This window comes from Acinetobacter legionensis, from assembly GCF_048551735.1.
In the GTDB taxonomy this organism is placed as follows: Bacteria; Pseudomonadota; Gammaproteobacteria; order Pseudomonadales; family Moraxellaceae; genus Acinetobacter.
The window spans coordinates 1-22806 of record NZ_JBIMBV010000003.1; the positions used below are offsets into that span (position 1 = coordinate 1).

At 35.4% G+C, this 22806-nt stretch carries 19 protein-coding genes; 12 read left to right on the forward strand and 7 right to left on the reverse strand.

The window, feature by feature from the left end; translation table 11 throughout:
* The 7 genes from ACG9ZL_RS03325 to ACG9ZL_RS03355 form a co-directional block, all read left to right on the forward strand.
* Window positions 1-1799 (forward strand): RHS repeat-associated core domain-containing protein (locus ACG9ZL_RS03325; RefSeq protein WP_419359065.1); only part of this gene is annotated, 1799 nt, incomplete at its 5' end.
* Window positions 1800-1804: 5 nt separating this feature from the next.
* A complete protein-coding gene (locus ACG9ZL_RS03330) occupies window positions 1805-2536 on the forward strand; it encodes a tetratricopeptide repeat protein (RefSeq protein ID WP_419328101.1) in 732 nt (243 codons plus the stop codon).
* Window positions 2537-2772: 236 nt separating this feature from the next.
* The gene (locus tag ACG9ZL_RS03335; RefSeq protein ID WP_419328100.1) at window positions 2773-3291 is read left to right on the forward strand and encodes a tetratricopeptide repeat protein; all 519 of its coding nucleotides are present in this window, start codon (window positions 2773-2775) and stop codon (window positions 3289-3291) included.
* 732 nt (window positions 3292-4023) lie between these two features.
* Window positions 4024-4995: an aspartyl/asparaginyl beta-hydroxylase domain-containing protein gene (locus ACG9ZL_RS03340; RefSeq protein ID WP_419359067.1), complete on the forward strand. Its 972-nt coding sequence runs from the start codon at window positions 4024-4026 to the stop codon at window positions 4993-4995.
* Between the two features lie 440 nt (window positions 4996-5435).
* The gene (locus tag ACG9ZL_RS03345) at window positions 5436-6713 is read left to right on the forward strand and encodes a sensor histidine kinase (protein ID WP_419328098.1); all 1278 of its coding nucleotides are present in this window, start codon (window positions 5436-5438) and stop codon (window positions 6711-6713) included.
* A 138-nt stretch (window positions 6714-6851) separates the two neighbouring features.
* Window positions 6852-9602, forward strand: coding sequence for a bifunctional [glutamate--ammonia ligase]-adenylyl-L-tyrosine phosphorylase/[glutamate--ammonia-ligase] adenylyltransferase (gene glnE / locus ACG9ZL_RS03350; protein WP_336953410.1), 2751 nt, complete (start codon window positions 6852-6854; stop codon window positions 9600-9602).
* Between the two features lie 26 nt (window positions 9603-9628).
* Window positions 9629-10555: a branched-chain amino acid transaminase gene (locus ACG9ZL_RS03355; RefSeq protein ID WP_004723137.1), complete on the forward strand. Its 927-nt coding sequence runs from the start codon at window positions 9629-9631 to the stop codon at window positions 10553-10555.
* A gap of 122 nt (window positions 10556-10677) precedes the next feature.
* Here ACG9ZL_RS03355 and ACG9ZL_RS03360 read toward each other — a convergent pair whose 3' ends face one another.
* Both ACG9ZL_RS03360 and ACG9ZL_RS03365 read right to left on the reverse strand, forming a co-directional pair.
* The gene (locus tag ACG9ZL_RS03360; RefSeq protein ID WP_336953409.1) at window positions 10678-11700 is read right to left on the reverse strand and encodes an NAD-dependent epimerase; all 1023 of its coding nucleotides are present in this window, start codon (window positions 11698-11700) and stop codon (window positions 10678-10680) included.
* The gene (locus tag ACG9ZL_RS03365; protein WP_336953408.1) at window positions 11697-12866 is read right to left on the reverse strand and encodes a nucleotide sugar dehydrogenase; all 1170 of its coding nucleotides are present in this window, start codon (window positions 12864-12866) and stop codon (window positions 11697-11699) included. Before ACG9ZL_RS03365 ends, ACG9ZL_RS03360 begins: the two co-directional genes overlap by 4 nt.
* A 237-nt stretch (window positions 12867-13103) precedes the next feature.
* Here ACG9ZL_RS03365 and ACG9ZL_RS03370 point away from each other — a divergent pair, with 237 nt between their 5' ends.
* The 4 genes from ACG9ZL_RS03370 (at window position 13104) to ACG9ZL_RS03385 (ending at window position 16674) form a co-directional block, all read left to right on the forward strand.
* Complete coding sequence (locus ACG9ZL_RS03370) at window positions 13104-13871, forward strand: glycosyltransferase (RefSeq protein ID WP_336953407.1); 768 nt, start codon at window positions 13104-13106, stop codon at window positions 13869-13871.
* A gap of 38 nt (window positions 13872-13909) precedes the next feature.
* Window positions 13910-14896 (forward strand): stealth family protein, encoded by a 987-nt coding sequence (locus tag ACG9ZL_RS03375; protein WP_336953406.1) that lies wholly within the window; start codon window positions 13910-13912, stop codon window positions 14894-14896.
* A gap of 10 nt (window positions 14897-14906) precedes the next feature.
* Window positions 14907-15665, forward strand: a complete 759-nt coding sequence (locus ACG9ZL_RS03380) for a glycosyltransferase family 25 protein (protein ID WP_336953405.1) — start codon at window positions 14907-14909, stop codon at window positions 15663-15665.
* 97 nt (window positions 15666-15762) lie between these two features.
* Window positions 15763-16674: a glycosyltransferase family 32 protein gene (locus tag ACG9ZL_RS03385; protein WP_419328095.1), complete on the forward strand. Its 912-nt coding sequence runs from the start codon at window positions 15763-15765 to the stop codon at window positions 16672-16674.
* 98 nt (window positions 16675-16772) lie between these two features.
* On the opposite strand, the gene ACG9ZL_RS03390 is transcribed toward ACG9ZL_RS03385, so the two are convergent.
* From ACG9ZL_RS03390 to ACG9ZL_RS03400, 3 genes are read right to left on the reverse strand one after another with little or no spacing between them, the layout of a single operon-like run.
* Window positions 16773-18704 (reverse strand): acyltransferase family protein, encoded by a 1932-nt coding sequence (locus ACG9ZL_RS03390; protein WP_419359069.1) that lies wholly within the window; start codon window positions 18702-18704, stop codon window positions 16773-16775.
* Window positions 18705-18742: 38 nt separating this feature from the next.
* A complete protein-coding gene (locus tag ACG9ZL_RS03395; protein ID WP_419359071.1) occupies window positions 18743-19660 on the reverse strand; it encodes a WaaZ-like lipopolysaccharide core biosynthesis protein in 918 nt (305 codons plus the stop codon).
* Window positions 19661-19714: 54 nt separating this feature from the next.
* Window positions 19715-20620 (reverse strand): glycosyltransferase, encoded by a 906-nt coding sequence (locus ACG9ZL_RS03400; protein WP_336953402.1) that lies wholly within the window; start codon window positions 20618-20620, stop codon window positions 19715-19717.
* Between the two features lie 141 nt (window positions 20621-20761).
* Between ACG9ZL_RS03400 and ACG9ZL_RS03405 the strand changes: the two genes are divergently transcribed.
* Window positions 20762-21568 carry a glycosyltransferase family 25 protein gene (locus ACG9ZL_RS03405; protein ID WP_336953401.1) on the forward strand — a complete coding sequence of 269 codons (807 nt, stop codon included), beginning with the start codon at window positions 20762-20764 and terminating at the stop codon, window positions 21566-21568.
* Window positions 21569-21623: 55 nt separating this feature from the next.
* Here the strand turns inward: ACG9ZL_RS03405 and ACG9ZL_RS03410 are convergent, their stop codons facing one another.
* Both ACG9ZL_RS03410 and ACG9ZL_RS03415 read right to left on the reverse strand, forming a co-directional pair.
* On the reverse strand, window positions 21624-22487 hold the full coding sequence (locus tag ACG9ZL_RS03410) for a lysophospholipid acyltransferase family protein (protein WP_336953400.1): 864 nt from the start codon (window positions 22485-22487) through the stop codon (window positions 21624-21626).
* A 10-nt stretch (window positions 22488-22497) separates the two neighbouring features.
* Entirely contained in the window at window positions 22498-22716 is a 219-nt protein-coding gene (locus ACG9ZL_RS03415; protein WP_004723114.1) for a hypothetical protein, read from the reverse strand.
* Between the last annotated feature and the right edge of the window lie 90 nt (window positions 22717-22806).

A 22806-nucleotide genomic window follows, 5' to 3' on the forward strand; every position in this document is an offset into this window, starting at 1 on the left:
TCACAGCAGTATTACGTTATGAGTACGATGAATTGGGGAATTTGACTCAAACCATTCGTCCTGATGGACAAGTACAAGCCAATCTAAGTTATGGATCGGGGCATATTTATGGTATTGCTTTTAACAAACAAGATATGGTGGCATTCCAACGTGATGATTTACATCGTGAAACCACACGATTGCTGGCCAATGGTTTAGTGCAAACCAAGAATTATAATGATGTGGGCTTACTCAGCTCACAAATCATTCGCCCAGAACAAGAAACAACGGACAGGGTACAATTTCAAGCAGAACGTCATTATCACTATGATAACAACTATTTGCTGACTCAAGTCGATGATAGTCGTCTAGGAAAGTTAAATTACCAATATGATCCAATCGGGCGTTTAATCAAAAGCCAAAACCCATATAAGACTGAAAGCTTTAGTTTTGATCCTGCGGGGAACTTAATTGATCCGATTGCCACTCAAGCTGCGCAAGTAAAAAATAACTTGATTAGCCAGTATCAAGGCAAACATTATAAATATGATGCACAGGGCAATGTGATTGAAACCACTCAAGCCGGTCAGACCTTAAAACTCACTTGGGATAACTTAAATCGTCTGATACAAAGTGACAACAATGGTCAAATTACTGATTATGGTTATGATGTTTTTGGCAGACGATTATTTAAGAATAACCAAACAGACCACAGCCTAACCTTATTTGGTTGGGATGGTGATCAGATGGTTTGGGAATCAGTGAAATCATCAAAAGTGCAAACTGATTATACCAAGCATTATGTTTATGAGCCAGATAGCTTCGTACCGTTATTACAGACTGGTTATACAGGCTTTATTCAGCTGATAGAAACACCTGATTATCGTCAATTCCAAAACGTACCTTATTCGATTTATAAAGATCCAGTATGGAAAACTGAAACCAGAAAGAACAAAGCTGAATTAGAACGTGTTGCCTTTTATCACTGTGACCAAGTCGGTACTCCACAAACTTTAAGTAATGAGTTAGGCGAGTGTGTTTGGGAAATCAAACAAGATACATGGGGTTTAGCTTTAGAAATTAATACAGTAAACCAAGACAATCCATTGGAACAAAGTAATATCCGTTTTCAGGGGCAATATTACGATAAAGAAACAGGCTTACACTATAACCGTTATCGTTATTACGAACCGTATAGTGCAAGGTATGTGAGTAAAGATCCAATTGGGTTGAATGGAGGCATGAATAGCACTGTTTATGTGAATGATCCAAATCAGTGGGTGGATCCAATGGGACTAGATTGGTCTAATGCTTTTCCTCTTGGTTTGATGGAATATGGACGTTCTAAAGTCTCTGAACATAATTGGAAAATGCAAAATGATCCTGAATATCGTAATCAAGTAATGACTCCACCAGCCCCTGTAAAAGCAGCTACCCATGTACCATATACAACAATGACAAATGTTAATTTAGGTCTTACTGCAATAGCGGGAGGATCTGTAGGTGTTGGAGGTGGTCATACTAGAGATAAATATGGGAAAGTTATGCAATGTGTTGCCCTAAATGTATGTGGTAGTGCAGGAGCGGAGGCAAGTGCTTACGGAAGTGGAGGGCAAAGTTATACTAATACTGATACTTCACGTGGTTTTTCTACTGGAGGATCTGTTTGTGGTAGTGCTAAAGGCGCTGCTATCATTGGAGGGGGGGTGCAAGCTTGTCAAAATACAGATGGCTCTCAAACATATTCTGGTAATGTGATTATTGGAGCGGGAGCTGGTGCGACAGGATCAATTTGTACGGCAGTAAATTATTGTAGGTAAATAATATGAAAAATATTTTAGTGTTTTTGATGCTTGGAAGTTTAGCTTCTTGCACCAACTTAAATAAGCAAGATAATCACCTTACACTTGAGGAAGAATGTAAACAAGCAGGTGATCTAAGTAAACAATGTGAAATCGTTAATATAAAAGGATTAACATTGGATGAAAAAGAGAACTTATTGGGATGGATATATCTTAATGGTTCAGAAAAAATCGTTCCGAATTATGATAAAGCCTATTATTGGTTAGAAAAAGCTGCAAAATCCCAAAATAATGAAGCATTGAATTCGTTAGGAACGATTTACCTCCTAGGATTGGGGAAAAATAAAGATTTAAATAAAGCAGAAGAATATTATTTAAAAGCAGATCAGTTAGGTAATAAAGAGGCTAAACTAAATTTAGCGGAATTATATCGGAGTAATGGTCAGGATACATTGCCAGATTATGAAAAAGCCGAAAAATGGTATCTAGCTGGTATGAAGGATAATCAATTACGTGCATATGAAGGCTTGTCTAAAATGTATATTGATCAAGAAAAGTTTAAAGAAGCATTTGATTATTCTATAAAGGCTGCTGAGCTAGGTAGTTCTGAAGCTGAATATAATTTAGGTGTTTTTTTTGAAAAAGGGATATATGTTCAAAAAAATAAATTACAAGCAATATATTGGTATGGTAAAGCAGCTGAAAGGGGACATGTCGATGCAATTAATAATTTGAGAGTACTTAAGCAAAAATAAATTATAAAATTAGGAGTCTGTTGATGATTTTTTAAGCTTATAATTTATATTTTTTTTTGTGTGTGTTCTGGGTATATATTTAAGAAATTAGCTTAATTAATTGATGATATAGGATGATGTTTTTTACATTCGAAATTCAGTTTTAAAATCATTGACTTGAATAGTATCTGAGTTTTTGAAGAAAGACTCAGTTTTTATTATGTACCATCAAGTTTTTAATTTTTGAGAGTTAGTAAATGAAATATTCCTATTCTATCTTTTTTATTTTATTGATGGTAAGTGGTTGTAGTAATGGTACATCACTGAACAAAATTCATGACTCAGAAAAGATTGCATCGACTGAACAAGATTCATATCAAAAAGCAAAAAAATATTCTGAAGCTGGTGATAAAGAAAATTATCTAAAATTTTTAGAAATTTCTGCTAAAAGTGGCGACGTAATTGCTCAAAATGAATTGGCAGGGTTATATGCATTTGGTGATGGTGTACCAAAAAATGGGGAGAAATTCATTTATTGGTCAGAGTTAGCTGCATCTAAGGGGTATTCACTTGCTCAACTTAATTTAGGTACAGCTTATTTTTTGGGAACTAATGGCGTAACTCAAGATTTAGTAAAAGCAGAAAAGTGGCTAACACTTGCAGCAAATAATAATGAAGAAATTGCTAAAAATTATTTACAGCAAATAAAGAATAATGAAATACCAGATGCATCAATACCTGATGATATAAAAATTCTTATGGAAAATGATAAGTAATCCAAGCTTGTTAGTCTTATCGCTATACTATTTTATCGAGTTTACTATATTGAATTCCCCATGGTGATTATGCATTTATATTAAAAATTATGATTTTAATTGCTGTAGCATGTACCGATGTGTTTATACAAATTACGGAACTCAAAATCCACTGTCAGCGATGACGTGTCGGTTCGAGTCCGACCCTCGGACCATATATTATGAAAAGCCTTCAAGCATATTTAGACTTGAGGGCTTTTTTTATTGTTTGAAATTGGTGCTATCAGAACTTAAGAAACCAAATAAGAACATGAGTGCTTTAAAAAGAAAAAAACTGATTTTGATCAGTATGGACCAATTAATAGATTGGCATTTAAATGATGGTTTCGATGTTTAATTAAAATTACGTAATTTCTAGTGTTCCATCGCGCCCTCTTTAATGACGCATTTTTATAACAAGTATCAGTATGCGAGAAATAGCGCCTGATCACTTAACAACAACAGTTAAAATTTTTAATTTCAATCATTTAAAACTTAACCAAAGGTGTACATATTTCTTGCCTATAAGAAAATTAATTAATTATAGTTAAAAGTATTTTAAATAATTTGAAACTATTTTATTTTTTCTCGCTATTTCAAAAAATATCTAAATGATCTTTATGCAGGTTGTTCAGCAAAGAAGATTGGCTTTATTTAAGGAAAATCAAGGACACATCATGGGGATTCAGAAATCATAATCGGAGTAAAATTATAATGAATCTAAGTATTATGATCATCATTGGTTTAATCGTGTATTCGATAGCAGCCATGACTTATGTATACCGTTGGCGAGGAAATGTACGTTATGACTCACTCTCACAATATTTAAGAAAAAGTTGGCCTATATTTGCACCATTTAATTGTGTTCTGTATATGACGACACGCAGCTTTGCAAAAAAGCCAATATTAGATGCTGACTTTTTAGAAAATATTGAAGTACTTAGAGCCAATTGGATAATTATTAGAGATGAAGCAATAGCATTAGAGTCATCGGGTATATTTGAAGTGATCAAGACACCTGGAGCAGACGGTTATTATGATGTTGGTTTTCGCACTTTTTACAAACGTGGTTGGAGTAAATTTTACTTAAAATGGTACGGAACAACGCATGTTTCTGCGCAAAGATTATGTCCTAAGACATTGGAGTTACTTAATCAAGTTCCTGCTATTCGAGGTGCCATATTTTCACTGTTACCGGCGGGTTCTGAACTGAGCTTACACGCTGATCCGATTGCTAGTAGCTTTAGGTATCATCTCGGTTTGGTGACGCCTAACTCTGAAACTTGTCAAATTAATATTGATGGACAAACTAGTACTTGGTTCAATGGTAAAGACTTTGTCTTTGATGAAACATATCCACATTTTGCATATAATACAGCGAATTCAGCGCGATTGATTCTGATGTGTGATGTTGATCGTCCAATGAACATATTTGGACGAATTTTTAACAGCGCTTATCGTATTCTTGTTAAAGGTACTGTTGTTCCAAATACACCTGAAGATAAAAGAGGGGTGTATAGTGCTATTTTTAAATTTTTTGCACCATTTAGACAGTATTCAATACAATTTCGTGAAAAGCATTTCAAAACTTATAAAATACTCAAATTCATTTTAAATATGAGCCTGCTATCCATCATTTTTATCGTCTTGTATGGGATGATCTATTTTTTCGAAATGCTTTTTTAAGGGATTAAAATAACTCATTTCCTCAATCATTTGAGAGATAACTTTAGTAAAGTTGTTGCTGAATTTCGCTATTTTGTCTTTGATCTTTGCAACCTCTCTGTCACTTATACATGCCAATAGCTTGATAAATACTTTATGGTTTGATTGCGATGATTTAAATTAGAGGTTTTTATCAAAAGCTTGGTTTTTTCTATTTAAATCATAAAAATATATAAAGCAGTAACTGATTGTGCATGTTAAATAAAATGTGAAATTTATCGAAAATTTCATCCCATTGTTTTTATTTGATTGTATTGCTGTTATATTGTTTTATGTGAACATTTGTAAGTGTTTCTCTAAAGCGATGTTTTCAAGTTTGTATGTGTTTGGAAGAAGTTGATATTTAAACGTTGGCGATTTAAATAACTAGCGTGTTAACTGAAAGTGCAAATGAGGTAAACATGAAATTAGAATTCTTAGAAGCTCATCAGACTGAACAGCTTAGTGCTTGTCAACTATCGTTGATTTTAGGTGTTTATACCACAGACAATAAAATTGAACGTTATTTACGTGTAGCTCGTGCTGTTCTCAATGTAGAAAATGCTTTTTTTACTTTTCATAATGAACCTTATATTTGGGTTGCCGATGAAAGTAGTGATTTTAAAGCAGCATCTATTGCTTGTAAATTGAGCTTATCACCATATTTTGGCAATCAGTGCATCGTTTCAGAAATGCATAAAAATTATGAAAAATTCTCACAATATATGGTTGAAATTGGGATAAAACACCAACGTTTATTGTGCTACGATTTTAAGTTAGAAGATAACGACTCTATTGCACATGTTTATTTCTATGATAATAAAAAAACAACATTTACAAGCAAGCAACAGGCTTTATTAGAAGAACTTAGCTTAGGTTTGGTGACGATCTTAGAGCGTAAATCTGAATCCCAAGATTACTATGAGTTATATGAACAAGAACGCGCTTTAAATTTTAGTAAAACTAAGTTTTTCCAAGTTATTGCTCATGATTTACGTGCGCCTTTTCATGGATTGATTGGCTTCTCAGATGTCTTAGCAAACGAGCGTGAAACTTTGAGTGAAGAAGGTGTACAGGATATTGCAGATTATTTGCACGATACCTTGCAATCGACCTATTCCTTACTTGAAAACTTACTCAATTGGGCGATGGCAGAAGGTGGGCGCTTTGTTTATCACCCAATTAATTTTAAATTAAAACAGACCACAAAGATTGTTTACGATGTGCTTAAGCCTTTGGCAGTGAATAAAAATATACAACTGATTGAAAATGTTGCTGAAGATTTAAGTGTTTTTGCAGATATGAATATGGTGACCTCGGTGATTCAGAATTTGGTTTCGAATGCCTTGAAGTTTACCCGTACTGATGGTTCTGGAAAAGTTTCCATTGTTGCGCACCCAGTAGGAAAAGATATAGAAATTATTATTCATGATACTGGTTTGGGAATGACTCAGTCGCAAATTGAGCAGCTGTTTGAACCACAGATCAAAGCCAGTATAAAAGGTACGATTGGGGAGCGAGGAACAGGATTAGGGCTGGTTCTATGTAAACGGTTTGTGGATCTCAATCATGGAAAAATCTCAGTAAGCTCTAAAACAGGTGAGGGAACGACTTTTATTGTTGCTTTACCTGCTGCAAAAAATACCCATCAAGCTTTGGTTTGTCCTGAAATCAAGCAAGATAAAATAAAAATTTCATAATTTTATATTTGAATAATTTAGATTGATTGTGAGTGGTGGTTTTTTGAGCTTTGTTTTTTAAGAAAAGTACAAAAACCTCCCTAATTGTAAAGCAAACTGCTATAAATAAGCTGATAAAACATAAGTACAGGCTTTTCAATGAACATTGAGCAATTGCAAAAAACATTACATGCAAGTCAGTATGCAGAACAAGTATTAAGTCTACATCAAGCCACTTTAGAACATGATTATGCAATTGATCAATTTCAACAATCGCTCAGTACAGCACAAATTCAACAACTCGTTTACGATCATTTAGTCAATATTCAAGATGAAAATACGTGGATGAAAGTCTTACGTATTCTTCGTGCACGCTTAATGTTTCGTTGGATTTGGCAAGATGCTAACCAACTGACCAATGTGGTGAAGTTGACACGAGAACTGTCTGATTTTGCAGATGCCTGTATCATTGCAGCAAAAGATTTTGCTCGGATTCCTTTGCTGGCAAAACATGGCGAACCGATAGGTTATAACGGCAAGCTTCAAGATTTGATCGTCATTGGGATGGGCAAGCTTGGGGCACAAGAGCTGAACTTATCTAGTGATATTGACCTGATTTTTGCCTTTGATGAGCAAGGAGAAAGCAATGGTCGTAAGTGTATTGATGTACAGCAATTTTGCATCTTGTGGGGGCAAAAGCTGATCTATTTATTAGATCATATTACTGCAGATGGTTTTGTATTTCGTGTGGATATGCGTCTACGTCCTTGGGGGGATGGTTCAGCACTGGCAATAAGTCATGTGGCTTTAGAAAAATATTTAAGTCAGCATGGGCGCGAGTGGGAACGTTATGCATGGATTAAGGCGCGTATTATCACAGGTGGACAAGACGGTGATAGTTTATTGGATATGACCCGCCCATTCGTTTTTCGTAAATATGTAGATTACACCGCTTTTGAAGCCATGCGTGAAATGAAAGCCATGATTGAACGTGAGGTGGCTCGGCGTAACATTGCAGACGATATTAAGCTGGGCGCAGGTGGTATTCGTGAAGTTGAATTTATTGTGCAGGTTTTTCAGCTGATTTATGGCGGAGCAAAATTAGAGTTACAAGACCGCCAATGCCTTGTTAGCCTAAAACATTTGGGTGAGGCGGGATTACTCGATCATCAATCCGTTGAGGATCTTGAAGAGGCTTATCTATTTTTACGACGTGTAGAGCATGCTATTCAAGCCTTGAATGACCAGCAAACACAATCTTTACCTACAGAACCTGAACTTCGTCAGCGAATAATTGATACCTTGGGTTTTGATGATTGGGCTGCTTTTATTGATTTTCTCAACCAAAAGCGCAGCAAGGTGACTTTCCAATTTGAGCATTTGATTAAAGAAAAAGGACTTGATTCTCCGATTGAAAGTTTTAGTCAGTTGGAAAGCCAGCTCAATGAGATCTTAGACCGTAATGCACAAAATCTGATTCATGAGTTTTGGTATGGTCATGCAATCAAGAAACTGCCTGCTAAAGCTGTACAGCGTTTAAAAGAATTTTGGCCGCATTTGGTTGAAGCAGTCCTACAGTCGAATAGTCCGCAAGTGGCTTTAATGCGATTGATGCCGTTGGTCGAATCTGTAATGCGCCGTACCGTGTATTTGGTGATGTTGATTGAAAGCAAAGGGGCGTTGCAACGTTTGGTCAAAATGGCGACAGTTAGTCCGTGGATTTGTGAGGAGTTGACTCATTATCCTGTTCTTCTGGATGAGTTTTTATCCATGGATTTTGAACTGCCTCGACGAGATTATTTGGAAGATTCGCTCCGCCAGCAATTACTGCGTATTGAAATCGATCAAGTTGAAGATCAAATGCGAGTATTGCGCTTATTTAAAAAATCCAATGTGCTTACCGTTGCTGCAAGCGATGTGCTGGCAGAAAGCCCGTTGATGAAAGTTTCGGATGCTTTAACAGATATTGCAGAAGTTTCTGTGATTGCGACATTAAACTTGGCTTATCAGACAGTTGCTAAGCGTCATGGTTATCCTGTCGATGCAGAAGGCCTACGTTGTTCATTAGACCATATGGCCTATGCTGTGATTGGTTATGGCAAAGTAGGGGGCATTGAACTGGGCTATGGTTCAGACCTCGATCTAGTTTTTATTCATTATATGGATGAACAAGCAGATACTGATGGTCAAAAGGCCATTAGTGGCTTTGAATTTGCCATGCGTGTTGCGCAAAAATTTATGTCTCTGATGACCACACAAACTTTAGATGGTCGAGTCTATGAAATTGATACCCGTTTACGCCCTTCTGGTGAAGCAGGCTTATTGGTCACCAGTTTAAAGGCATTTGAACAGTATCAACTCAAAAGTGCCTGGTTGTGGGAACATCAAGCAATTGTTCGAGCACGCTCAATTGCAGGTGAGCAAAGCTTAAGAGCAAAATTTGAAGAATTACGCTGTAGGGTTCTCACATTACCAAGAGAAGAAGAGACAGTTCGCAAAGAAGTCCTGAACATGCGTCAGAAGATGAAAGATCATTTGGGTTCCTCAAAAGATCAGAAAAAAGATGGAATTTTTCATCTAAAACAGGATGCAGGAGGTATCGTTGACATCGAATTTATGGCACAGTATGTCGTATTAGCCTGGAGTGGGACGAATCCTGATCTCGCCCATTATTCCGACAACGTACGAATCCTTGAAGATGCCGCAAAGGCAGGTTGCTTATCCAGCGACGATGTATCCGCATTGATTCAAGCTTATCTCAGTGAACGCGCCGAGAGCCACCGTTTGGCACTTGCAAATCATAATATGCAAGTGAGTGCTGCGGATTGGCACGATACCCGAGAGGTCGTTTGCAAGTTATGGCAAAGATTAATTGATCCAACAGCGAGTTTCGCTTTGGAAAGTGAATAATTGTGTAAAAATTTGGAGTGTGCGCCATGAATTTGGCTGATCGTGATGGTTTTATTTGGCAAGATGGACAAATGGTTGATTGGCGTGAAGCTAAAATTCACGTCTTAACTCATACATTACATTATAGTATGGGTGTTTTTGAGGGTGTCCGTGCTTATGAAACACCTAACGGTACTGCGATTTTCCGTCTCCAAGACCATACAAAACGTTTGTTAAATTCTGCAAAAATTTATCAAATGAAAGTTCCATTTGATCAAGCAACTCTTGAACAAGCTCAAATTGATGTTGTCCGTGAAAATAAATTGGCGTCATGCTATTTACGCCCAATTATTTTCATTGGTTCGGAAAAATTAGGTATCGCTGCAACTGATAATACCATTCATGCGACAGTTGCTGCATGGAGCTGGGGTGCTTACCTTGGCGATGAAGCAATGGCGAAAGGTATTCGTGTTAAAACCTCATCATTTACGCACCATCACCCTAACGTGACCATGTGTAAAGCCAAGGCTTCAGGTAACTATACTTTGTCTATTCTTGCACACCAAGAAGTGGCACATTCTGGTTATGATGAAGCAATGCTTATGGACCCTCAAGGGTATGTATGCCAAGGTTCAGGTGAAAATGTATTCTTAGTAAAAGATGGTGTATTACATACACCAGATATTGCTGGCGGGGCATTGGATGGGATTACGCGTCAAACGATTATCACCATTGCGAAAGATATGGGGATTGAAGTTGTTGAACGTCGTATTACCCGTGATGAATTCTATATTGGTGATGAAGCATTCTTTACTGGGACTGCTGCTGAAGTGACGCCGATCCGTGAATATGATGATCGTGAAATTGGTTCAGGCGCTCGTGGTCCGATTACTGAGAAGATTCAGAAAGCATTCTTTGATGCTGTTCAAGGTAAAGATCCAAAATATGCACATTGGCTGACTTATGTAAAATAAGTGGCTGCATGCAAAAAAAGGATTCCTAGAGGAATCCTTTTTTTGCTTAGATCTGGCTGTTGTAATAATTGAAAAAAAATTCCAAGGCTAAAATTTAGCTTTAAACTAAATAAAAGCCTTAATTAAACTTGATAAAAATCTCGATACCAATCTACGAATTGTTTAACACCATCTTCAACAGAGACCGATGGTTTGTATCCGACCATCTGTTCTAAAGCACTGCTATCCGCAAAAGTATCCGGCACATCACCTGGTTGTAATGGAAGTAATTCTAAAATTGCTTCTTTGCCTAAGGCTTTTTCAATAGCATGAATATATTCAATCAATTTTACTGGATTGTTGTTGCCGATATTGAAAATACGGAAAGGCGCATAACTGGTCGATGGATCAGGATTTTTGCTGTTCCAATTTGGATCAGGTTGCGCAATTTGATCACTTGAACGAATCACACCTTCCACAATATCTGAAATAAAAGTGAAGTCACGGGTATGGTTGCCGTGATTGAAAACAGGAATAGGTTGGTCTTCAATAATGTTCTTGGTGAACTTAAACAAAGCCATGTCTGGACGGCCCCAAGGACCATAGACAGTAAAAAAGCGTAAGCCTGTTGTTGGTAAATTGAAGAGATGGCTATAACTGTGCGCCATGAGTTCATTGGCACGTTTCGTTGCAGCATAGAACTGTACAGGATGGTTAACGCCATGTTTTTCACTAAATGGCATGGTGGTATTTGCACCATAAACACTACTGGTACTGGCATAAGTTAAATGTGGTGTTTTGGCATAACGGCATGCTTCAATAATATTGGTAAAGCCAATTAAATTACTTTCGACATAGCTCAATGGATTTTCTAATGAGTAACGGACACCAGCTTGTGCAGCCAAATGAATCACCCGATCAAATTGATGATCTTGAAAACATTGATCAACGATTGCTTTATCGGCAAGATTGGCATGAATAAAAGTGAATATTTGCTGGGTTTGTGCCGCCGTATCTTTGAGAACCGCTAATCGGGCTTGTTTTAATGCGGGGTCATAGTAATCATTCATATTGTCAAAGCCAACAACATCATCACCACGTTCTAAAAGTTTTTTTGCAACATTGAAGCCAATAAAACCTGCTGCACCTGTGACGAGGACTTTCATTCATCTGCTCCGAAAATATCTCGTGTATAGACTTTATCTAATACATCACTTAAGTCATTAGAAACCCGATTGGCAATAATCACGTCACTTTGCTGTTTAAATTGTACTAAATCATTGACGACTTTGGACTTAAAGAACTGGTCCTCTTGTAAAGTCGGTTCATAGACAATCACTTCAATACCCTTGGCTTTGATGCGTTTCATCACACCTTGGATTGCGGACGCTCTAAAATTATCTGAACCACTTTTCATCACTAGGCGATAAATACCAACTTTATTGGGGTTACGTGCAATCACCGAGTCTGCAATAAAGTCTTTACGCGTGCTGTTTGAGTCAACAATGGCTTGAATCAAATTACTTGGAACGTGATTATAGTTGGCTAAAAGTTGTTTGGTGTCTTTGGGTAGGCAATAGCCACCATAACCAAATGATGGATTATTATAGTGATTACCAATACGTTGATCTAAACAAACACCATCAATAATTTGATGAGTGTCTAAGCCAAAAATTTGCGCATAGGTATCCAGTTCATTGAAATAGGCAACGCGCATAGCGAGATAGGTATTGGCAAATAACTTAATTGCTTCAGCTTCAGTTGAATCGGTAAATAAAACAGGGCTGTCTTTTTTGATGGCCCCTTCGATCAATAAGTCAGCAAACAGTTTTGCCCGATCAGATTTTTCCCCAACAATAATGCGGGAAGGGTATAAATTGTCATGCAATGCCTTTCCTTCCCGTAAAAATTCTGGAGAAAAAATAATATTTTCAGTGTGAAATTTTTCTTTTAAACTCTTGGTGAAGCCGACAGGGACAGTTGATTTAATCACCATCACTGCATTGGGGTTGACCTCTAAGACTTGCTGAACTACGCTTTCGACACTTTGCGTATTAAAATAATTGGTTTTGGTGTCGTAATCCGTTGGTGTTGCAATAATCACAAAATCTGCATTGCAATACGCTGCTTGGTAATTTGTCGTAGCTGTAAAATTTAATGATTTTTCTTTTAAAAATAATGAAATATCCGCATCTTGAATGGGCGATATTTTATTGTTGAGCAAGTTAACCTTAGATTCTAAAATATCTACTGCAACAACTTCATGATGTTGTGCAAATATCATTGAATTGGATAAGCCAACGTAACCTGTTCCAGCGACTGCTATTTTCATAAAAACCTAATATAGAAAATGTGCTTGCAAAAGTTGTATTCAATTTCACAGTGCATTCATTCAAAAAAGATTGCTCAATAAAATATCGAACAATTAAAATGATCATGCTCAATGTGAATTGTTAACGCATCATAGCATATTCTCATGAAACAAATTGTTCAGCATATGCAATCGAATACAGTAACTTGGCGAGGGTAATGGTATGATATGGCGATTGCTCAGGTGGAAGATTGATGCATGCAGGTCAATGAATCAAATTTACAGTCGAATTTAGTTGAATCAGAACAGAATATCGTTTTGTGTATGAAGTGGGGCAGCAAGTATGGTGCTGAGTATGTCAATCGCCTATATAACATGGTGAAACGACATACCACAATTGATTTCCAAATGGTGTGTTTGACTGATCGTACGGAAGGTATTAATCCCGAAGTTCAATGCTTTCCAATTCCGCCATTAGCATTACCTGAAGGAAGTCCTGAGCGAGGATGGAATAAACTATCTACTTTTGAACCCAATTTATATGGTTTAAAAGGCAATTTATTATTTCTAGATCTTGATGTGGTCATTGTAGACAATATTGATGATTTCTTTACTTATCCCGGTGAATTTCTAATTATTCACGATTGGAAACGTCCTTGGCGTGTGACCGGAAATAGCTCAGTTTATCGTTTTAAGTTGGGCACCTTTCCTGAAATTTTGCCGTATTTTCGTGAAAACTTTAAAGAAATTAGTCATAAATTCCGAAATGAACAAGAGTATTTATCGTGGTATGTCGATCAGCAGCAAAAACTAAGCTACTGGCCAAAAGATTGGTGTAAGAGTTATAAATACCATTGCTTGCAAAAATTACCATTGGCTTATTTTAAGCCACCAGTAAAGCCACAAGATGCCAAAATTATTATTTTCCATGGGGAAATTAATCCACCTGATGCTGTGACTGGCGGTGGTGGTAAATGGTATCGTTATGTGTTGCCTTCAGACTGGATTAAAGACGCTTGGCAGTAATTTTATTTAGATCATTAGAAAATTTGAGAACAATATAGATGCAAAACCTTGATATCGTGATTGCTTGGGTCGATGGCAATGATGTTGAGTTAAAACGTAAACGTCATCAATACCTCACAGGTGGAGATGCCTCAGATGCTGTGAGCGATACACGTTTTGCTAGTAATGATGAGATCTATTACAACATTGCATCTATATTGAAGTATGTACCTTTTTGCCGTCATATTTTCATTGTTACAGATAATCAGCAGCCTGAATTTTTAAATGAATTTGCAACACAAGGTCTTTGTGATGCAAATAAAATTCGTGTCGTTGATCATCGTGAGATTTTTGCTGGTTATACGCAATTTCTACCCACGTTTAACACCCGGTCAATTGAAAGCATGTTATGGAATATTAACGGGCTTTCAGATTATTTTATCTACTTAAATGATGACTTCTTTTTCAATTCACCTGCTCAAATTGAAGATTTTCTTGAAGCCAATAAAATCGTCACCTATGGACACTGGAAAAGTTGTTTTAGTTACAAGGCTAAGCTGAAATATCGTCAGTTTTTAAATCGAAAATTTAATAAACCGATTCAACCTGGTCATGTGATTGCACAAATGCTGGGTGCTGATATTCTAGGCTTTAAAGAATTTTTTGAAATCCACCATTATCCACATTGCGTAGATCGTAAAATTTTAAGTGAATACTTATTGCATCATCCAGACCTATTAGAAACACAGATTAAATATAAATTTAGAAGTGTCGAACAGCTAAATCCGATTTCATTGATGAATCATTTAAAGATTCAAAAAAATGAAGCAGTTTTAAAATCTGATTTAGCTTTGGCTTATTTGAAGAATGCTGAAAGCTTACCTGAGTTTGTAGAAGCATTGAATCAAGGCAATATTAAATATGGTTGTATCCAAAGTTTAGATCAACTAAATTCTGAGAATGCTGAACAGGTACGTCTTAAAATGATCGATAAATTATATGATTATTTACCTAAATCAGTTATTTCAGCCAAAGTTTTATCGTAGGAAGCCCATCATGAAAGTTAAAACATATCTGATAAATTTAGATGGTAGTGATGAGCGACTTGCTCGCGCAACAGAACAGTTACAGGCGGTAAACTGGGAGTTTGAGCGTTTTTCTGCTTACGATGGACGTGGCAAAGGATTGTCATCTTTTCAGGATTATGATGATGCGTTGACGCAGCAAACTTTAGGAAGACGGTTACTCAATTCTGAGCTAGGGTGTTATCTCAGTCATTATGGCTGTGCTCAGAAATTTTTAGCAAGTGATGCAGATTATCTTGTTGTCCTAGAAGATGATATGAAAATTACAGCTGATTTCAAACAGTCTATGGATCAAGTTTTAAATTATTTAGATACGCATCCAGACTTAGACTGGTATCTGATTAATTTAGCCGCGAAGAAGAAAAAGTTAGCCAAAGACATTACTCAGTTTGATCACTATTCATTGTGGCACGCTTATTATTTTCCTATTCGTGGTTTGGGGTTAATTTGGTCACGAAAGGGTGCTGAGGCGTTTATTGCACAAGGTAAAACAATTGCGATGCCTGTTGATATCTTTTTCCAAACTTGGTTGAGTAAGAATGGAAAAGGATTAGGTGTTTGGCCTGCTTTTGTTCGTCCAGCAGGTTTGGACAGCGATATTTTAGGTACAGTTGCAACACAGGGAATATCTCGTAAAGAGAAAGAAAATCGTGACCATTCTTATGGTTTTAAGAAGCAAAAACGTATGTGGCGTGATCGGGTATATGCTCTTAAACATCTTTATTTTTAATTGTATTAAGATGTAATTGGATAATTGTTGGTTAAATATACTGTGTAAAATGTATTTTTATCAGTATTGCTTTAGGTAAACGTTGTGGATCTATTATATGAAAATTTTTAAAAAATTATTTTATTTAGCTAAATTTCATATGATGTACTATTATAAAATTAGACATACCAATAAAAAAATTGATAATTATGCAGGACAGCTCATTTTTAATCCTGTTACTACTTCTATTGAGTTACCTAAAAAAATTTGGATTTATTGGGAAGGACGTTTCCCAGAGTTTGTAGAAAAATGTGTCGAAAATATTCGTGAAAAAAACCCATCTTATCAAGTATATGTACTTAACCCAAAAAATGTAAGTGAGTACAGTGATATTGATTTTTCTTTATTGAAGGATGCGACGCCTCAACAAAAGGCTGATCTACTCAGATTTGATCTTTTATATCAGCATGGTGGGATCTGGTTAGATGCCAGTATAATTCTTTATGATAATTTGGATTGGATTACTGAACTGATGCAAAATAATCAGACAGAATGTTTTTCTTATTACCGAAAAAAAAATACTACGAATATCGATTATCCAGTATTGGAGAATTGGTTATTGGCAAGTGTTAAAAAAAATGTTTTCTTTAAGCATTGGTATGATGAATTATATTTAGCAATTCAACAAACGCCTAAATGCTATGTACAAAATATTCAAAAAACTGAAAAAAATAGCAAAGATATTTTTCAAAGAATTAGTAATTTGGAATATTTAGTGGCTTATGTCGCATGTCAGAAAGTGCTCAGACGATCTTTCCCAAGCATTACTTTAATCGATTGTGATGAAAATGCCTTTTACTACCAAGTGAAAAATCGCTGGGTAAAAGAAAAGATTTTGATTGATATGGCAATTAATTATCCAGCTGAAGAATATCCTAAGTTAATAAAACTTGCAGGAAAAGAGCGTAATTATTTATGCCAATATTATGATAAAGGAATGTATTTTAAAGGATCTTTTATTGATTTTTAACTTAGAACTCATTCAATCATGTTAAAAAATAAGCTTTGATCTCTTTTCTGAAATCAAAGCTTATTTAGACTAAAATCCTAGCTGACCCAAATTTTTAACTAGTTTGAAGTAGATAAAAACTGTTTAAGTACTTTATATTTAGGCTGTTGAGTAAAATACTCTTCAGAGGACAATGAACCAAAAACAGATAAATGGCGACCATCCAAAGAGTAAGGAATACTTTCTTTTGCCATATGATTTGGTTTAAACAAATCTGCTTGAGTGAGCAATAACGTATTTGGATAGTGCTGAGTCGTATCTGTAATGAGCCGTGAAGCATTTTTTTGCTGTTTAGCTTTAACATTATCAAAATAACTATTTAGATTGAAATTTCGATGTAACCACAATGACCGTTTGTATAACATGCTAATGTTTGCATCAAATGCATAAGGCTCAGACATTACAATCACTTTCTTATGTGATTGATTCGCTAGTTCGAGCAAATTTTTAAAACTTTGTTCTTGATGCTGTTGCACAATATCGGACCAGCGACCTGCAAAAATTAATACACTATATCGATCTATATTGTTTTTTAAGTAATTTCGATTAATCATACATTGCTGGTAGGCCGTTGAATTCTTATCCCCTGTGAATTGATCATCCGTACTTGGATAACACCAATTTGTAGTAATTGCATGGATATTTAAGTTGAGTTTTTTACCCAGATAATGCCAAAAGGGAATATTATGTCCAGCAAAAGAATCACCAAATAAAAGTACTTTTTGAGCATCAGTTTGTTTCGATCCAATATGGCATTCAAGTCCTTGTTGACCTACCTTAAGGCTGTGATCATCTTTAATATTATAAAAACACCAGCCATTGGAAACCTTTGGCATTTCAAGTTTTTCATTGTGTTTTAAATAGAGTGAATCGGCACGATTTTTTAAACCGTCTTTATTTATATATGAATAGAGTGCGGATGAAGAGATCAGGATGATAAAGAATAATAAATAGCAGTAATATACCTTAATACTGACTAAATATTTTCTTGAACTTTCAATATATTTATAGCTTAACCAGCCTAAAATAAAAGAGATCAGAATCCCTAGACTAATATTGACTATGTTTTTTTCAAAGAAAAAATATCCAAGTAAAAAGGCAACTGGCCAATGCCACAAATAAATAGAGTAAGAAGCACTGCCTATATTTTGAATAAATTTAAATTTGGTGAAAACTGAATTTTGTTGGTTAGCAATAAGAATAAGCATCGTTCCAATTACAGGAACTAATGCGTTATAACTTGGCCAGATTGTATCTTGACCAAACAGGACTAAGCTTAGTGCAATGAATGAAAAACCAACAAGTTCAAAAAAATATTTTATGGGTTGAGTTGGCGTATATGTTCTAAAATAATAATAAGCCAAGCCACCCGCAAGCAACTCCCAAGCACGAGAGGTGAGCTTAAAAAAAGCATAGATTGAGTCTTTAGAAGAGATATAAATTGAGAAGCTTAAAGATGAAATACATAATAAAATTAAAAATATTCCTAAGAATTTTTTATTTTGAATAATTTTAAAATATAAATAAACAAGAATAGGAAATAATATATAAAATTGCCATTCTACTGATAAAGACCATGTATGAAGTAAGGCCTTATCATGAGAACTTACTGCAAAATAATCACCTGCTTGACGATAATATAAGTCATTAGATAAAAAACTTAGACTATATTTTGCATCTTTAGCAAACAGTTTGAAGTCTTCTGGGATGAAAAAAAACCATCCGCAAATTGTCATGATTAAGATGACAAAGAAAAGTGCAGGAAAAATTCGTGTGATTCTTGCTAAATAAAAGTTTATAAAAGAAAAACTATTTTTTTCAAGGTTCTCAATAATGATTTTGGTCATTAGATAACCAGAAATAACAAAGAAAACATCGACACCTAAGAATCCAGCAGAAAATCCTGAAACCCCAAAATGGAATAGAACAACAAGTATTACAGCATAGGCGCGAAGCCCGTTGATATCATCACGGAAATTTTTGGTTTGCATATTAAAAACAAATTAAGAGCTAAGGTGAATCCAAAACTTTATAAAAGCTTTGGATCTAATTTCTCAAAAGACTCTATCGCACTTTTCAGTGAAAGATTGTAAACTTTAATATTCTGCTTGTTTAAATAGTGAGAAGCGGCCTCAAATGCTGGAAATATTTCCGTTAAGTATTGGTCAAGCATCGTTGGTTGTTTGTTACCGCTTTTTTCATAAAAACGTGGTTGATTAAAGTTATTCATATCTAAACCTGCTAAATAAATTTCTTCATAAGACAGAGAATAAATAATTTGTAATGCGACATATGACACTGTGAAATAATCAAAAATAGAATCACGAATATGCAGAGAAAATCCTTTACCATCTTCTAAATAAAAATAGTCTTGATGGGGATTAATAGTGAGACGGGGACCTAAAAATCGTTCAGTTACACCATCCGTAATCGTTTCAATGACTTTGATCTGACATTTAATTTGGTCAGGATTGATTCTTCTTAGAATGATGTCTAGACAGCGATGAGTGGTGAAAAAAGTACATTGACTTTGAAGTACTTTGAGTACTAAATCAAAACGATTTTTAGTAAAATTAAAGTCGATAATGACATAATATTTAAATTGAACATAGTCCAATGAGATTGAACCATTAATTCCGATATAATCTATATCTTGTCTTTTAAAAACATCTTCTGGGCATTTTTGAACGGAAGGACCAGTTGCAACCAGCATGCTTTTTTTACAAGAGCGTGTAGGCATAACTGAATTGTCAGCAATGAGTTTCTTACGAAAATACACCTGATCAATTCCACCAAGTTCGTTCCTTTTAACGGAATAATAAGGCCAGTATTTACGATTATGTCGATGTGTTTTAGGATGGCTATGTTTATAAATAAATTTATAGATATTTCTTAAAACAAAATTTGAAAAGAATAATTGAATCGATTTTGGTGTTTTATGGTTCATATAGAGTCGTAATGAGAAAAGGATTGAAGATGGATAAAATGTCTATTCGACAATTTATCCATCTAAAGTAAATGTGGGCTTTTTAAATTTAGCTTTAATTTTTCGGATTTGCTTACTCAACCAATTGGTTTCTTGGTCTGGGCGAGTCACTTTATTCCCTTGGTAGTTAATTTGAGTTGCTTTTGAAAAAGTTCCAAAAGGTTCAATTAAATAATTTTCAGGTTTATAACCAAGCTCTAGTGCTTCCGCATAATATTGATCAAATAACTCAACCAAATCTTGGCGAGGATGAGGCATTATTTTGCCATCAAACCAATGTTTTTGATTCGCTTTGGCAAGACGTGGAATTGCATATTTATGACTAAATTGAGTTCCCATGTCCGAGTAGTGTAATACTTTGATTTGTTCAATCGCTAAGTCTTCACCATCAATATTATTATAAGAATCTTGATAAGGTTCAACTAATTGAGGCTTGTCTTTGATAAGACGCATTAAATTTTTATGACTCTCTGGATTAGTGCGGATTTCATCAAGTGGTGGGAGGTATTGTTTGGCTTTCTCACAATCCCATACACAAGTACATAAACGCGCTGTACTTTTTCCGCCTTTAGCGATAACGATTGCATCATTATTCATAGGGTGTGACCAAAGTTCTGCAATATCACAGAGTACGACCACATCAGCATCCATATAAATTGCGCGACCTGTGAAATTACATAACTCAGGTATTGCCCAACGGAAACCAGAAAAAGGTGTTGCCCATTTTTCTGTAGACCATCCATTACCTGTTTCTTGGTCGCTATACCACGGACTATTTATGTCATGACTAAGTTGCATCCAAATAAATTCAACATTATGCTGTGTATGTTTACGAACACTATGTTCTAATACCATGAGTTGTTCAAGATCACAGTTATTTGGATCGCAACCTACAAAAATTTTAATGTTTTCACTAATCATTATTTATAGCCCCTAAATCACATTTATTAGAGTGGTGCCGTATAGTATATCGCTAAATGCGATTAATTTAAATGAACATTGATCTTTATCGTGGAGTCGATCTCAAAATTAAATTTATGAGTAATTGTTGTAAGAGTTTTTATGAAAAAATTTGTCATTAGTTTATCAACTGCTCAAGAGCGCCGTAAGCATATTGTAGCTGAATTTACAAAACAAGAAGTAGATTTTGAATTTTTTGATGCGATTACGCCTGTGAATATAGACATCGCGACATCTAAACTTGGCCTGGTCGGGTATACAACAGCTTTACACCAAAATGAAGTCGGTTGCTTGCTGAGCCATATGCTGTTATGGAAAAAAGCAATAGATGAGCAACTCGATTATATTGCAATATTTGAAGATGATATCTATTTAGGTGATCATGCAAAAGATTTTTTATTGGATGATGTATGGATTCCAAAAGAATGTTCTGTGATTAAGTTAGAGGTCTTTTATAAAAAAATTGGTGTAGCGTTAAAACAACATAATCTCTCGGCTCCCGATGCCCGTAAGCTATTGTTATTACGTGAAGCGCATATGGGATGTGGCGGATATATCATATCGCAAGATGTAGCAAAAAAATTGCTGAATTTTATTGTTGAATCGAAAGCATTAATCCCTGTGGATCATTTTTTGTTTAGAGAGTGCCCAGAGCTAGAAGTGTATCAGCTTAGCCCCGCATTGTGTATTCAGGATATGATATTGACGAATGGTAATACACAGTTTCCAAGTGCCTTGGAAGAAGTTAGAAATATTAGAAAAGGGAAGTATCTGAAAAAGAAAAAATTGAAATTTAGTGATAAATTGAAAAAAGAATGTTCAAGAGTTATTAGACAAATTCAAAAAATGATGATTAAGCTGGCAAAATTTAGACAAGGCATTCGGACTGTGAAAATAAAATTTCGTTGAAACTAATGTTTTAGCTGTTAATTTTTGAAGTTCTGTTTGGTGGACATGAATTTGCTTATTTATACAAATTCCTGCCACCCTCTAATTTCCTAAATCGTTTATAGCCCCATAAATACTGTTCAGGAGCAATACTAATCATTCGTTCCATTTCTTTATTCAAGGTATCGACTGAAAGCTGTAAATCTTTAGAATTAATATTTTGTGATAGTGCGGTAAAATGTAAATCAAAACCTGAGAAATCAGAGCGGCGAACACAAGTTAAACCCACGACGGAACATTGGGTTTTTGCAGCAAGCTTTGAAAGTAAAGTTGATGAAAATGCTTTTTGCCCATAAAACTCAGAATAAATACCGCCAGACTCTTTGGGGATATGGTCGGGAAGGATGGCAGTAAATCCACCTTGTTTTAAATGTTTAAATAAGGCCCGTACACCAGTATCATCAGTGGGTACTAATGTTGCATTTAAGCGTTGGCGAGACTCTAACATAAATCGATCTAAGTCTTTATCTCTACTTGGTTTATACATGATAACAGGATGAGTATGTTGGTTGATCCACGCATTCATGAGCTCCCATGCTCCAAAATGGGGTACCACACCAATACAGCCATTGGGATTCTTCAAGGCATTGAGAAAAATATCAGCATTATAAACCTGTTTAATTTGGGCTAAGGCGAATTCTGGAGAAGATCCCCAAATTTTAATTGACTCTGCATAAGTCATACATTGGCTTTTTAAACTGGCCTTAATCAGTTGATTGCGTTGTTGTTCATCAAGCTCGGGATACGCTGCTGTTAAATTCAATGCAGTGGTACGTTTTGCTGAAGAATTACTCATAAACAATAAATTCCCCACACCTCTAGCAATACTTTGTATCATCCCTAGAGGTAATCGAGAGAAAGTTTTAAGTAGCTTATACATTTAATTAATATTAGTCGCGATCAGCATTGCCTTTCAACACCAAATAAATTAGTGCTGAAATAATAAAGAAACCAGCAATAAAACTGCTCATGCTGAAATATAGAATACGTTGATAAGTATCTAAATTAAACAACTGATGGCTTAGGATATAACGCATAAATCCCCATTGAACCACTGAAAATACAATGATAATAATTGTATGACGAAGTACATTAGGTCGCATAGCCATAGGTTTTCACCTCAAAAGTTAACAGCGATAGTATGCCATTTATGAGAACTTATCTCAATTAGAACCTATCGAAATAAAATGCATATGAAA

Excerpts from the sequence above, each read along its gene's own strand:
- ACG9ZL_RS03330 (WP_419328101.1), top strand. The coding sequence starts at position 1,805 with ATGAAAAATATTTTAGTGTTTTTGATGCTTGGAAGTTTAGCTTCTTGC.
- ACG9ZL_RS03335 (WP_419328100.1), top strand. The coding sequence starts at position 2,773 with ATGAAATATTCCTATTCTATCTTTTTTATTTTATTGATGGTAAGTGGT.
- ACG9ZL_RS03340 (WP_419359067.1), top strand. The coding sequence starts at position 4,024 with ATGAATCTAAGTATTATGATCATCATTGGTTTAATCGTGTATTCGATA.
- ACG9ZL_RS03345 (WP_419328098.1), top strand. The coding sequence starts at position 5,436 with ATGAAATTAGAATTCTTAGAAGCTCATCAGACTGAACAGCTTAGTGCT.
- glnE (WP_336953410.1), top strand. The coding sequence starts at position 6,852 with ATGAACATTGAGCAATTGCAAAAAACATTACATGCAAGTCAGTATGCA.
- ACG9ZL_RS03355 (WP_004723137.1), top strand. The coding sequence starts at position 9,629 with ATGAATTTGGCTGATCGTGATGGTTTTATTTGGCAAGATGGACAAATG.
- ACG9ZL_RS03360 (WP_336953409.1), bottom strand. The coding sequence starts at position 11,700 with ATGAAAGTCCTCGTCACAGGTGCAGCAGGTTTTATTGGCTTCAATGTT.
- ACG9ZL_RS03365 (WP_336953408.1), bottom strand. The coding sequence starts at position 12,866 with ATGAAAATAGCAGTCGCTGGAACAGGTTACGTTGGCTTATCCAATTCA.
- ACG9ZL_RS03370 (WP_336953407.1), top strand. The coding sequence starts at position 13,104 with ATGCAGGTCAATGAATCAAATTTACAGTCGAATTTAGTTGAATCAGAA.
- ACG9ZL_RS03375 (WP_336953406.1), top strand. The coding sequence starts at position 13,910 with ATGCAAAACCTTGATATCGTGATTGCTTGGGTCGATGGCAATGATGTT.
- ACG9ZL_RS03380 (WP_336953405.1), top strand. The coding sequence starts at position 14,907 with ATGAAAGTTAAAACATATCTGATAAATTTAGATGGTAGTGATGAGCGA.
- ACG9ZL_RS03385 (WP_419328095.1), top strand. The coding sequence starts at position 15,763 with ATGAAAATTTTTAAAAAATTATTTTATTTAGCTAAATTTCATATGATG.
- ACG9ZL_RS03390 (WP_419359069.1), bottom strand. The coding sequence starts at position 18,704 with ATGCAAACCAAAAATTTCCGTGATGATATCAACGGGCTTCGCGCCTAT.
- ACG9ZL_RS03395 (WP_419359071.1), bottom strand. The coding sequence starts at position 19,660 with ATGAACCATAAAACACCAAAATCGATTCAATTATTCTTTTCAAATTTT.
- ACG9ZL_RS03400 (WP_336953402.1), bottom strand. The coding sequence starts at position 20,620 with ATGATTAGTGAAAACATTAAAATTTTTGTAGGTTGCGATCCAAATAAC.
- ACG9ZL_RS03405 (WP_336953401.1), top strand. The coding sequence starts at position 20,762 with ATGAAAAAATTTGTCATTAGTTTATCAACTGCTCAAGAGCGCCGTAAG.
- ACG9ZL_RS03410 (WP_336953400.1), bottom strand. The coding sequence starts at position 22,487 with ATGTATAAGCTACTTAAAACTTTCTCTCGATTACCTCTAGGGATGATA.
- ACG9ZL_RS03415 (WP_004723114.1), bottom strand. The coding sequence starts at position 22,716 with ATGGCTATGCGACCTAATGTACTTCGTCATACAATTATTATCATTGTA.